Here is a 13,038-nt window from a genome sequence, read left to right on the forward strand (position 1 = left end):
ATTACCGCAGATAAACTGCGCAAAATACTGCATAAAACCAGATGATACCACGGGCTTGATGACATTACTATTTCGTCAAACAAGCTTTCTATCAATCAAGAAGCATTCTGCCATAGAGAATGCAGTCGAATGCCATATGAATAAAACCATAAAGTAACACTTAGTTAAATATGTCGTGTATTCACAACGTATTCTAAGTGATTTAAGCGTAGTAATCCACAAATGATGTATTAGTGGTAACTAAAAAGCCGTTTTTTGAGAGCCTGAAATCCTGCTTGGCTAATAAAAAATGCTGCGATGCAGTATTTTAATCTGATTTTAAATTCTTTTTTTTGTTGCGGCCTGTACTGAATGGATCGCTGCTACTGAGCACGAATGACACATCGGTTTTGTCAGTTTGTGTAGCGTGTGTTGAATTGAAAAAGATTTGGTTTTTATATTAGTTCAAATCTTCAATTTGCCAATCAGATGCAGGTATTCATCTCAAAATCCGTTGTTTTGCTGTGCATTTGTGCGAGGGCTTTATTTGTGTGCCGGTAAGCATTTGCAGTGGTGATTGTCTGCGGTACTCAGGGACGTGGGGCGGATGAAGTCTGCTTTTGTCATTTATGCCGCTTGAGACGCCTTAGCCATGTTAGAATCAAGAGTTAAACGTCAATATGTTAGGGGCTTTAATAATGCAGCCTCAGCGATATGGTGGCTCCCCGCCTGAACAGGTGTGCGAACTGACAGACTGGCTGATATTTGCCTGCATTATCCTGTAGTTACCCAGCATATGAATGTTGCCAATTAACCAAGCTCTAATTTGCCGGCCTGCCAATGGATCAATTCGCAAAAGAAACACTCCCGATTTCCCTTGAAGAAGAAATGCGCAAAAGCTACCTCGATTACGCAATGAGCGTGATTGTTGGGCGGGCTTTGCCGGACGTGCGTGATGGCTTAAAGCCAGTGCATCGCCGCGTGCTGTTCGCGATGCATGAAATGAATAATGTCTACAACCGCCCGTTTGTAAAATGCGCGCGTGTGGTGGGTGAAGTGATGGGTAAGTATCACCCGCATGGTGATGCCTCCATTTACGATACGCTGGTTCGTATGGCGCAGGACTTCTCGCTGCGTTATACCCTGGTCGATGGTCAAGGTAACTTCGGTTCTATCGACGGCGACAATGCGGCGGCGATGCGTTACACCGAGTGCCGTCTGGATAAGATCGCGAATGAAATTCTGGCAGACATCGAAAAAGAAACGGTCGATTTCGTTCCTAACTACGACGGCAAAGAAAAAGAGCCTTCTGTACTGCCTACCCGTATCCCGAATCTGCTGATCAATGGTGCTTCCGGTATTGCGGTGGGGATGGCGACGAATATCCCGCCACATAACATTACTGAGACAATCAATGGTGCCCTGCACGTCCTGCGCAATCCGGAGTGCACGATCGATGAATTGATCGAGATCATTCCTGCACCAGACTTTCCTACCGGCGGCATTATCTATGGCGTATCCGGTGTGCGCGATGGTTACCGCACTGGCCGTGGTCGCGTGGTGATGCGTGCCAAGACCCATTTTGAAGAGTTTGGCAAAGACAATCGTACAGCCCTGATCGTGGATGAGTTGCCTTTCCAGGTCAATAAAAAATCTCTGCTGGAACGTATCGCTGAACTGGTACGTGATAAAAAGCTCGATGGTATTTCTGATATTCGCGACGAGTCTGATAAATCCGGCATGCGCGTAGTCATTGAACTCAAACGTGGCGAAGTGCCGGATGTCGTACTGAATAATCTGTACAAGCAGACTCAGCTGCAAGACACCTTCGGTATGAATATGGTGGCGCTGGTCAATGGTCAGCCTAAGTTGCTGAACCTGAAGGAAATGCTGTCTTGTTTCCTGTCGCATCGTCGTGAAGTGGTGACGCGCCGCACTGTGTTCGAATTACGCAAAGCACGCGAACGCGGTCATGTATTGGAAGGTTTGGCAGTTGCGCTGGCAAATATTGATGACTTCATCGCGATTATCAAAGCCGCACCGACACCGCCGATTGCGAAGCAGGAATTGATGACGCGTGCCTGGGACAGCTCCATGGTACGTGAAATGCTGACCCGTACTGCGGCTGATAATCCGGGGGGTATTGAGGCATTCCGCCCTGAAAACCTGCCTAAGCATTATGGTATCCAGCCTGATGGCCTGTATAAATTGTCTGATGACCAGGCACAGGAAATTCTGCAAATGCGTTTGCAACGCCTGACTGGACTGGAACAAGACAAGATCGTCAATGAATACAAAGACGTGATGGCTGAAATTGCCGATTTGCTGGATATTCTGTCTAAGCCTGAACGTGTCACAGTCATCATCACTGATGAACTGACCGTGGCGCGTAATGAATACGGCGAAGGCAATAAAGATGTGCGCCGCTCTGAAATCACACACAATGCGACCGATCTCGAAACCGAAGATCTGATCACGCCGCAAGATATGGTGGTGACCTTGTCGCACACTGGTTATATGAAGTCTCAGCCTTTGTCTGAGTACCGCGCGCAGAAGCGCGGTGGTCGTGGCAAGCAGGCGACAGCAACCAAGGATGATGACTGGATCGAACAGCTGTTCGTCGCCAATACCCATGACTACATCCTGTGCTTCAGTAATCGCGGCCGTCTGTACTGGCTCAAAGTGTGGGAAGTTCCACAAGGTTCGCGCACTTCGCGCGGTAAGCCTATCGTGAATATGTTCCCGCTCCAGGATGGCGAAAAAATCACCGTGATTCTGCCTTTGTCGGGTGACAACCGCAGCTTCCCTGAAGACCATTACGTGTTCATGTCTACCAGCCTTGGTACCGTGAAGAAAACACCGTTGACTGACTTCAGTAATCCGCGTAAAGCCGGCATTATTGCTGTCGATCTGGATGAAGGTGATTTCCTGATCGGTGCAGCACTGACTGATGGTAAGCACGATGTGATGCTGTTCTCCGATGCAGGTAAAGCGGTCCGCTTCGATGAAAACGATGTGCGTCCTATGGGCCGTACGGCACGCGGCGTGCGCGGTATGAATCTGGATGAAGGTCAGCAGGTCATCGCATTGCTGGTCGCTGAAAATGAACAGCAATCGGTACTGACTGCCACCGAAAACGGCTTCGGTAAACGTACGCCGATTACCGAATACACCCGTCATGGACGTGGTACCAAAGGGATGATTGCGATTCAGACTTCTGAGCGCAACGGCAAAGTGGTGGCGGCGACACTGGTGGATACCAGCGACGAAATCATGCTCATCACCACCGGTGGTGTGCTGATCCGTACCCGTGTCTCGGAAATTCGTGAAATGGGCCGTGCTACCCAAGGCGTGACTCTGATTGCAGTTGAAGATGGCACCAGCTTGTCCGGCTTGCAGCGTATCGTTGAAACTGATGCAGATCCGGATGCGTTGGACGTGTCGGCAGCAACTGACGCTGCTGCTTCAGACGGGGCCGATGCGGCGGAGTAAATCATGACGACCATCTACAATTTCTCAGCTGGCCCTGCGGTATTACCTAAAGAAGTCTTGCAGCAGGCTGCTGCAGAAATGCTGGACTGGCGTGGCAGTGGCATGTCTGTCATGGAGATGAGTCATCGTGGTGCCGAGTTCATGTCCATCATGGACGCTGCCCAACAGGACTTGCGTGATTTGCTGGCGGTGCCGGCGAATTACCAGATTCTGTTTCTGCAGGGCGGTGGACTCGGCGAAAATGCGATTGTGCCCATGAACCTGATGGGCGCGTCGCCTGATGCGACAATCGACGTCTTACATACCGGTTCATGGAGTGGCAAGTCACTTAAGGAAGCGCAAAAGTATGGCAAGGTGAATGTCGTTGCGTCAGCCGCTGACAATGGTTTTACGGCGATACCTGTACGTGACAGCTGGCGCTTAAGCAAAGATGCGGCTTACGTGCATGTCTGCACCAATGAAACCATAGACGGCATAGAATTCCATACCACACCGGATGTCAGTCTGGAGACCAATGGCGCGCCGCTGGTCGCTGATATGTCTTCCCATATTTTGTCGCGCGAAGTCGATGTGTCGCGTTATGGCGTGATTTTTGGCGGAGCCCAAAAGAACATAGGCCCTGCTGGCCTGACCATTGCCATTGTGCGTGATGATTTGTTGGGACGTGCGCTGCCTTATTGTCCATCGGCCTTTGACTGGAAGACCATCGCTGACAATGGCTCTATGTATAACACCCCGCCAACCTATGCGATCTACATCGCAGGCCTGGTATTCCAATGGCTAAAACGCCAGGGTGGTGTGGCTGCGATGGAGCAGCGTAATATCGCCAAAGCTAAGCTGTTGTATGATTATCTGGATTCCACCGATTTTTACGCAAACCGCGTGGTGCATGATTGCCGTTCCCGCATGAATATTCCTTTCTATCTGCGCGATGAGTCGCTGAATGCAGATTTCCTAAGTGCTGCCAAAGAGCAGGGGCTGCTGCAATTGAAGGGACATAAATCAGTGGGCGGTATGCGTGCTTCTATCTATAACGCAATGCCACTGGAAGGCGTACAGGCGCTGGTGGCTTTCATGCAGGAATTTGCGCATACGCATTCCTGATGTTGTAGGACTCCGCTGTATCTCATTTAAGCTGAGAGCAACTGAGATCGCGCTGCTGGCTCGCATAGTGCTGTGGTGTGAATTGAGTCCTGGATTTCTGTCCTCAACCGGCAGCCCTTTCTGAGCATGGCATACCCATCACCTGGAAACCGTGGCGCTGCTGAACCAGACCAAAAGACTGGTGAGGCAATCGTAACTTGAAGGAGCAGGCCATGCCTGCTCTGTATTATTCATAAAAAGCAGGACTGACGAAAAACTATTCCGGCAAGGCTTGGTGACGCAGGCAGTACAGATGTACGATAAAGCGCCATAACGCTGCTGGGGCTGTTTTGGGTAAGTCCTGTAACGGTTTTTAGGTCATGTATGAGCGATAATAAATTACTCCCTTTGCGTCTGAAAATTGACGCTATCGATGCCCAAATTCTGGACTTGCTGAATCAGCGCGCCCGGGTGGCGGAAGAAGTTGGTCATGTGAAGGCAGAAACCAATGCGCCGGTATTTCGTCCTGAGCGGGAAGCCCAGGTATTGCGCGGTGTGGCGGAACGCAATCCGGGTCCGTTGGCCAGTGCGGATATACAACTGATTTTCCGTGAAATCATGTCTGCCTGTCGTGCGCTGGAGCGTCGTGTGGTTGTCGCTTTTCTGGGGCCAGTTGGTACCTTCAGTGAGCAGGCGGTGTACAAGCAGTTCGGGCATGCCATCCTGGCTTTACCATGCGTATCGATCGATGAAGTATTCCGTGCCACGGAAGCGGGTACCGCCGATTTTGGCGTGGTGCCGATAGAGAATTCTTCTGAAGGCGCGATTAACCGCACCCTCGATTTACTGCTGCAAACCAGTCTGGCGATCAGTGGCGAGCTGGCGATACCGGTGCAACACAGTCTGATGACACGCACGGGTAATATGGATGGTGTCAGCCGTATCTGTGCGCATTCTCAGGCGCTGGCACAGTGTCAGGCCTGGCTGAATCAGCATTATCCGCATATAGAACGGCAGGCTGTGGCATCGAATGCCGAGGCAGCACGCATGGCCAGTGGCGACGCAACGGTAGCGGCGATTGCGAGTGAAATCGCAGGTACTCAGTACCAGTTAGGCATCGTGAGTGCACATATCCAGGATGATCCGCATAACCGCACCCGTTTTGCGGTGATCGGTCGCCTGCATACTACGCCTAGTGGCAAAGACCAGACCTCTATCGTGTTGGCGACACCAAATAAAGCGGGTGCGGTCTATCACTTGCTGGCACCGCTGTCTAAACATGGTGTTTCCATGACCCGTTTTGAATCCCGTCCGGCCCGTACCGGTAATTGGGAATATTATTTTTATGTCGATGTAGAAGGTCATGTACAGGACGAAAAAGTCGCTGCTGCGATGGCGGAACTAAATGACAAAGCGGCCTTCTTTAAGGTATTGGGTTCTTACCCTTGCACCCTGTGAGCTGCGGATGACTGAACAAAGCAGAGTATTGAAAAAAATCGCCCTATTCGGTGTGGGACTGATTGGCGGTTCGTTTGCATTGGGCTTAAAGAAAGCTGGCGTGCAGGCACAGATCGCAGGTGTAGGCCGCAGCCAGGCTTCGCTTGACGTGGCACTGCAGGCGGGCATTATTGATGTGATTGCTGCTTCGGTGCAGGATGCCTGTCGCGATGCCGACCTGATACTGATCGCGGCGCCGGTTGCACAAACCTTCGACATCCTGGCATCCATCTTGCCGTATCTGGAAGCGCATACCGTAGTGACCGATGCCGGCAGTACCAAGGCTGATGTGGTGAGTGCAGCACGGCAGGCGTTGGGCGATAAAATCTGCCAGTTTGTACCCGCTCATCCTATCGCCGGTCGCGAACAGAATGGACCACAGGCAGCATTGGCCGATTTGTACGCGGGCAAAAAACTGGTGATCACAGCCCTGCCGGAAAACAGCGCGCAGTCTGTCGGCTTGGTGGAGCAAGCCTGGCGTTATTGTGGCGCCGTGATTCATCATTTGCAGCCTGCTGAACATGATGCAGTGTTTGCAGCGGTGAGTCATTTGCCACATATGCTGGCGTATGCGCTGGTCGATGACGTGGCCAACAAAGCGCATGCAGAGCGTTTGTTTCAGTATGCAGCCAGCGGTTTTCGCGACTTCACGCGCATTGCTGGCTCATCCCCGGAAATGTGGCGCGATATCACGCTTGCCAATCGCAGCGCGTTATTGCAGGAGCTGGATTCGTATACGCAGACGCTGGAAAGGCTGCGCGGCCATTTACTCCAGGCTGACGGCGCAGCAATTGAGGCCATGTATGCCAATGCGCAGCGTGCGCGCCATAACTGGATTAATTCCATAGAAACGGCAGAGAAACAAAAAGTGGAGGGCGGTGACTGAGCGCCGCTGCGCCTCTCATTGCCTCAGTAAAAAACGAATTTTACAGACCAGATTATGAATCAAGCCATCAAGCAGTATCCTCCTTACCTCGATTTGCAGCCCGTGATGTCGGTGCAGGGCACAGTGCGTTTGCCGGGATCGAAGAGTATTTCTAACCGTACCTTGCTGTTGGCTGCGTTGGCAGAAGGTGAAACCTTGATCAAGGACTTGCTGGCCTCGGATGATACCCTGGTGATGCTGAATGCCTTGCAAAAACTGGGTGTGCACTGGGAGCAGCAAGGCAGTTCGCAGGATTACCTGGTCAAAGGCTGTGCTGCTGCCTTTCCTCAGCATCATGCTGATCTGTTTATGGGTAATGCCGGTACGGCAATCCGTCCGCTGGTGGCAGCATTGGCTGTGCTGGGCGGTGACTATACGATACATGGCGTGCCGCGCATGCATGAACGGCCTATCGGGGATCTGGTCGATGCGCTGAATCATGCGGGTGCGCAGATCGCTTACACCGGACAGGCTGGCTATCCGCCGTTGCATATCCAGCGTGGTCACATTCATGCACAGCAGTTGCAGGTGAAAGGTAATGTTTCGTCGCAATTCCTGACGGCTTTGCTGATGGCTGCACCGCTGATGGCGAAGACGTATGATGTGCGCATCGAGGTGTTGGGTGAATTAATTTCCAAGCCTTACATAGAAATTACTCTGAATCTGATGCAGCGTTTCGGCGTTACGGTAGAGCGTGAAGGCTGGCAGGCGTTTGTGATCCGCAAAGGCCAGCGCTATGTGTCACCGGGCATGATCCATGTTGAGGGCGATGCTTCCTCCGCCTCGTATTTTCTGGCGGCCGGTGCGATTGCAGGCGGGCCGGTCAGAGTAGAAGGCGTAGGACGCGACAGCATTCAGGGCGATATCCGCTTTGCCGAAGCACTGGAAAAAATGGGTGCAGTGATTACCCGTGGCGAGAATTGGATAGAGGCGCGTTCGGGTGGTGTGTTGCAGGCCATTGATATGGATTTTAATCATATCCCTGATGCTGCGATGACTATTGCAGTCACGGCTTTATACGCGAATGGCACCACCACTTTACGTAATATCGCAAGCTGGCGCGTGAAGGAAACCGATCGCTTGTCAGCGATGGCGACGGAATTGCGTAAGCTCGGTGCACAAGTGGAGGAGGGTGCTGACTATATGAGCGTGACGCCACCGGCACAGATACAGCCAGCCAGTATCGCAACCTATGACGATCACCGTATGGCGATGTGCTTCTCGCTCGCCAGCCTGGATGGCAAGGCGCGGCGCGGTGCTGCTATGCGTATCCTGGAACCGCATTGTGTGGCCAAGACTTTTCCTGACTATTTTCAGGTATTTGCTCAGATTCATCATGAGGAATTGTTCTGAAGTACAATCCTGCCCTTTTCAGGGAACAGAATTAAAGGAGTGCGTATGAACCCAGCTAGCATCGTCATCACTATCGACGGCCCGACCGCCTCAGGCAAAGGCACGGTCGCACACAGGGTCGCCAAACATCTGGGTTTTCAATACCTGGATTCCGGCGCCTTGTACCGCCTGACTGCCTTGATGGCCATTCGCACCGGTGTTTCCTTGCAGGATGAGGCAGGCATTGCTGCCTTGGCACGTACGCTGCCTTGTCAGTTTCAGCATGGTCACGTACTGCTCGGCGGCCAAGATGTGACGGATGCGGTACGTGCTGAACAAATCGGTGTCTCTGCCTCACAGATTGCCGTGTTACCCCAGGTGCGACAGGCATTGGTAGAGTTGCAAGTTTCTTTCCGTGATGGCGTGGGCCTGGTGGCGGATGGACGGGATATGGGAACGGTTATTTTCCCCGACGCAAGATTAAAAGTCTTTTTGACCGCCAGCGCCGAGGCCAGAGCCAGTCGCCGATATAAGCAATTGATTGAAAAGGGAATTGCTGCTAATATGGAAGACTTGGTAAAAGATTTGACAGAACGCGATGCAAGGGATAGTTCCCGCGCAACAGCGCCCCTCAAACCCGCGCCAGACGCCATCATCCTTGATACCTCTGAGATGAATGCCGAACAGGCAGTGCAGCAGGTGTTGGAATGGTACGCGGAAGCACAGCGAGCAATGTAGTGCTGGTTTGTGCGTGTAAGTCCCCATTGTAAAGGCAAGCTTGGCAATGGGTTGTTCAACCTAACCCGGTAAATAGACGCTTTGTACTATTCCGGCTAACCCGTAAATATTATGTCTACAGTATACATGTCCCAAGATTTCGCAACCGGTGCAGACAGCTTCGCAGCTTTGTTCGAAGAGTCCCTGTCACGTCAGGATATGCGTTCCGGTGAAGTGATTTCTGCTGAAGTCGTTCGTATCGACCACAACTTCGTGATCGTGAACGCAGGCTTGAAATCTGAAGCCTTCATCCCTGTTGAAGAATTCAAAAACGACCAGGGCGACCTGGAAGTTAACGTTGGCGATTTCGTTTCCGTAGCGATTGACTCTCTGGAAAACGGTTTCGGCGACACTATCCTGTCCCGCGATAAAGCAAAACGTCTGGCATCCTGGCTCGCGCTCGAAAAAGCGCTGGAGTCTGGCGAGATCGTTACTGGTACAGTCAATGGCAAAGTTAAAGGTGGTCTGACTGTTCTGACCAACGGCATCCGCGCTTTCCTGCCAGGTTCTTTGGTTGACACACGCCCAGTTAAGGATACAACTCCTTACGAAGGCAAAACCATGGAATTCAAGGTTATCAAGCTGGATCGTAAGCGTAACAACGTTGTTCTGTCCCGCCGCGCTGTGGTTGAGGCATCCATGGGCGAAGAGCGTCAGAAACTGATGGAAACCCTGAAAGAAGGTACAGTGGTTACTGGTGTTGTTAAAAACATCACCGACTACGGTGCGTTCGTTGATCTGGGTGGCATCGATGGTCTGTTGCACATCACTGACCTGGCATGGCGCCGTGTACGTCACCCTTCCGAGGTGTTGACAGTTGGTCAGGAAATCACTGCAAAAGTATTGAAGTTCGACCAAGAGAAAAACCGTGTGTCCCTGGGCGTAAAACAATTGGGCGACGATCCATGGACAGGCTTGTCCCGTCGTTACCCAGCGAACACACGTCTGTTCGGTAAAGTAACTAACCTGACCGACTACGGTGCGTTCGTTGAAGTAGAACAAGGTATCGAAGGTCTGGTTCACGTTTCCGAAATGGACTGGACAAACAAAAACGTTGCTCCAAACAAAGTTGTTCAATTGGGCGACGAAGTTGAAGTTATGGTTCTGGAAATCGACGAAGAACGTCGTCGTATCAGCCTGGGCATGAAACAATGTAAAGCTAATCCTTGGGATGATTTCGCGATCAATCACAAGAAAGGCGACAAAGTACGTGGCGCGATCAAATCGATCACTGACTTCGGCGTATTCATTGGCTTGTCCGGCAACATCGACGGTCTGGTTCACTTGTCTGACCTGTCTTGGAACGAAACAGGCGAAGAAGCAGTTCGCAAGTTCAAGAAAGGTGACGAACTGGAAGCCGTTGTTCTGGCAATCGACGTTGAGCGTGAGCGCGTTTCCCTGGGCGTTAAGCAACTGGAAGGCGACCCATTCAACAACTACTGCGCAATGAACGACAAAGGTGCTGTTGTAACTGGTACTGTGAAGTCTGTTGAAGCTAAAGGCGCAGTTGTTCAGTTGGCTGACGACGTAGAAGGCTATCTGCGTGCATCCGAAATCTCCCGTGACCGCGTGGAAGATGCTGGTACACACCTGAAAGTCGGCGACGCAGTTGAAGCGCTGATCCTGAACATCGACCGCAAAGCACGTGGTATTCAGTTGTCTATCAAAGCAAAAGACAGCGCTGAAACTCAGGAAGCAATGCAAAAAATGTCTACTGACGCTAACGCAGCATCCGGCACAACCAGCCTGGGCGCATTGTTGAAAGCTAAGCTCGACAACAAAAACTAAGCTCAATCTCAGTCATCAGGTTTTATAAAATATGACGAAGTCGGAGCTGATTGCTCGTCTGGCAGAGCGATATCCGCAACTGGTTGCAAAGGATGTGGATATCGCTGTTAAAACGATACTGGATGCAATGTCTGATGCGCTGGCGACAGGGCAAAGGATAGAGATCCGTGGTTTTGGCAGCTTTGCTCTGAACAGCCGTCCACCGAGAATAGGGCGTAACCCTAAGTCTGGCGACAAAGTGATGGTGCCTGAAAAGCGGGTCCCTCATTTCAAGCCAGGTAAGGAATTACGCGAGCGTGTGGATGCTATGGTGGGGCAACCCATCCATGATGAGTAGATGAGCAGACAGCAACGTGATTGAAGATGGTAAAAAACGGTGTATCGGTTTCCGATATGCCGTTTTTTTTCAGTACAATGTATTCTTGCTCATGGCGAACTTATAAAAGTCATGACATGGATCACAAGGGTGATCAGACAGCGCCACACTCAGGGATAGATGCAAAGCAAATTTGCAGCAGTCCCGTCATCATTGAAGGATGTGCTCATGAAATATGTTTCCCGATTTGTAGCAATCATATTATTTGTTTTGTTCTTCGGTTTTGCGTTGAAGAATGATCAGATCGTGACCTTACAGTATTTTTTCGGGTATCAACAATCTGCGCCGCTGGTCATTATGCTGCTGCTGTTTTTCATCGGCGGAGCCGTATTGGGAGCGTTGGCCATGGTGCCTATGATTTACCGTCACCGGCGTGATCTGTCGCGCCATAAGAAAACGCTGGCAGATATTGAGAAAGAGCGTGAAGCGGCGGCTTTGGCCAGCACGCAGGCACCGCAACCTGATAGCATTCGGAATACCTGATCTGTGTGGAAACAGGACGCAGAGTCCAGATCACAACTCCCTAGAGAAATAAGAAAAAATGGAATTTGAAATTTGGTGGTTGCTTGGCATCCCCTTGTTTTTTGCTTTAGGCTGGATAGCTGCACGTGTGGATATCCGTCAATTAATGTCGGAGTCCCGCAGCCTGCCTAGCGGCTATTTTAAAGGACTCAATTTCCTGCTGAATGAACAGCCGGATAAAGCTATCGATGCCTTCATCGATATTGTGCGCCTTGACCCGGAAGCAGTCGAATTGCACTTTGCACTCGGTAACCTGTTTCGCCGTCGTGGTGAGACTGAACGTGCGATCCGTGTACATCAGAATTTATTAGCACGACCTGATTTGCCGACTGAGCAAAAAACCCAGGCGATGTTTGAACTGGGACAGGATTATCTGAAGGCAGGACTGCTGGATCGTGCTGAAGAAACGTTTAATCAGTTAGTAGCAAGCTCGTTTGAGGCTCAGGCCAGAAGAGCGCTGCTAGAAATTTATCAGCGCGAAAAAGAATGGGCGCGCGCGGTGGATGCGGCGTTTGCATTACAAGAAGCCGGTGCCGGTGGCCGTCAAAAAGAAATAGCCCAATTCTATTGTGAGATGGCGCAGGATGAACTGGTGCACACGAATGCAGATGCAGCAATTGCGATGCTGGATAAGGCGCTGGCAATAGACAGAAACAATGTGCGCGCGACTATTCTGTTAGGCGACGTGTATCAGAAAAATGGCGATACCGAAAAAGCGGTATTGGCCTGGCGACGGGTGGAGCAACAAAGCGTGCCGCATGTAGCGCTGGTTGCACAGCGTCTGATGGATGGTTACCGCAAACTTGAACGTCCGGAAGAGGGCTTGAGTCTGCTTAGGAATTATCTGTCAGAAGCCCAATCGATTGATTTATTGGAAGTCGTATTTAAGGCCAGTCTGGAGCTAGAGGGGATAGATGCCGCGAATCAAATCGTGAAGGATGAGTTGCGCCGCACCCCGACCTTGCTTGGTCTCGATAAACTGCTGGATGCGCGTCTGCTTGATGCCCCAATGGAAATGCGCCCAGAGCTGACTATCGTAAAAAATCTGGTACATGGCTATGCGCAGAAACTGGCACGCTATCAATGTTCACATTGTGGCTTCAAAGCACGTCAGTTTTATTGGCATTGCCCCGGCTGCAGCCGTTGGGAAACCTATCCCCCAAGACGTACCGAAGAATTGAACGTGATGAACTGAAGCGGCTGTGGTGCTGGTTTGTGGTCTGAACAGACTGCAGTCACCACACCACAGGCGATATCAATATTTTTT

General features: G+C 51.2%; 10 protein-coding genes. All 10 read left to right on the forward strand.

Annotated elements, in window-relative coordinates; translation table 11 throughout:
* The first annotated feature begins 819 nt into the window (after positions 1 to 819).
* The 10 genes from gyrA to lapB all read left to right on the forward strand — a co-directional run bounded on the left by gyrA (position 820) and on the right by lapB (position 12,966).
* A complete protein-coding gene (gene gyrA, locus H8K47_RS10185) occupies positions 820 to 3,471 on the forward strand; it encodes a DNA gyrase subunit A (RefSeq protein ID WP_186881294.1) in 2,652 nt (883 codons plus the stop codon).
* A gap of 3 nt (positions 3,472 to 3,474) precedes the next feature.
* A complete protein-coding gene (gene serC, locus H8K47_RS10190; protein ID WP_186881295.1) occupies positions 3,475 to 4,575 on the forward strand; it encodes a 3-phosphoserine/phosphohydroxythreonine transaminase in 1,101 nt (366 codons plus the stop codon).
* Positions 4,576 to 4,938: 363 nt separating this feature from the next.
* The gene (gene pheA, locus H8K47_RS10195; RefSeq protein WP_186881296.1) at positions 4,939 to 6,012 is read left to right on the forward strand and encodes a prephenate dehydratase; all 1,074 of its coding nucleotides are present in this window, start codon (positions 4,939 to 4,941) and stop codon (positions 6,010 to 6,012) included.
* Positions 6,013 to 6,019: 7 nt separating this feature from the next.
* Positions 6,020 to 6,937 (forward strand): prephenate dehydrogenase, encoded by a 918-nt coding sequence (locus H8K47_RS10200; protein WP_186881297.1) that lies wholly within the window; start codon positions 6,020 to 6,022, stop codon positions 6,935 to 6,937.
* A 66-nt stretch (positions 6,938 to 7,003) separates the two neighbouring features.
* Positions 7,004 to 8,329: a 3-phosphoshikimate 1-carboxyvinyltransferase gene (gene aroA / locus H8K47_RS10205; protein WP_186881354.1), complete on the forward strand. Its 1,326-nt coding sequence runs from the start codon at positions 7,004 to 7,006 to the stop codon at positions 8,327 to 8,329.
* A 45-nt stretch (positions 8,330 to 8,374) separates the two neighbouring features.
* Positions 8,375 to 9,046: a (d)CMP kinase gene (cmk, locus tag H8K47_RS10210; RefSeq protein WP_186881298.1), complete on the forward strand. Its 672-nt coding sequence runs from the start codon at positions 8,375 to 8,377 to the stop codon at positions 9,044 to 9,046.
* A 126-nt stretch (positions 9,047 to 9,172) separates the two neighbouring features.
* Positions 9,173 to 10,873, forward strand: a complete 1,701-nt coding sequence (rpsA, locus tag H8K47_RS10215) for a 30S ribosomal protein S1 (protein ID WP_162021372.1) — start codon at positions 9,173 to 9,175, stop codon at positions 10,871 to 10,873.
* A gap of 31 nt (positions 10,874 to 10,904) precedes the next feature.
* On the forward strand, positions 10,905 to 11,210 hold the full coding sequence (locus H8K47_RS10220; RefSeq protein WP_186881299.1) for an integration host factor subunit beta: 306 nt from the start codon (positions 10,905 to 10,907) through the stop codon (positions 11,208 to 11,210).
* Positions 11,211 to 11,369: 159 nt separating this feature from the next.
* A complete protein-coding gene (locus H8K47_RS10225; RefSeq protein ID WP_329604164.1) occupies positions 11,370 to 11,732 on the forward strand; it encodes a LapA family protein in 363 nt (120 codons plus the stop codon).
* 58 nt (positions 11,733 to 11,790) lie between these two features.
* Complete coding sequence (gene lapB, locus H8K47_RS10230; protein ID WP_186881300.1) at positions 11,791 to 12,966, forward strand: lipopolysaccharide assembly protein LapB; 1,176 nt, start codon at positions 11,791 to 11,793, stop codon at positions 12,964 to 12,966.
* The last annotated feature ends 72 nt before the right edge of the window (positions 12,967 to 13,038 follow it).

This window comes from Cognatundibacterium rugosum, from assembly GCF_014284365.1.
GTDB lineage: Bacteria > Pseudomonadota > Gammaproteobacteria > Burkholderiales > Burkholderiaceae_D > Undibacterium > Undibacterium rugosum.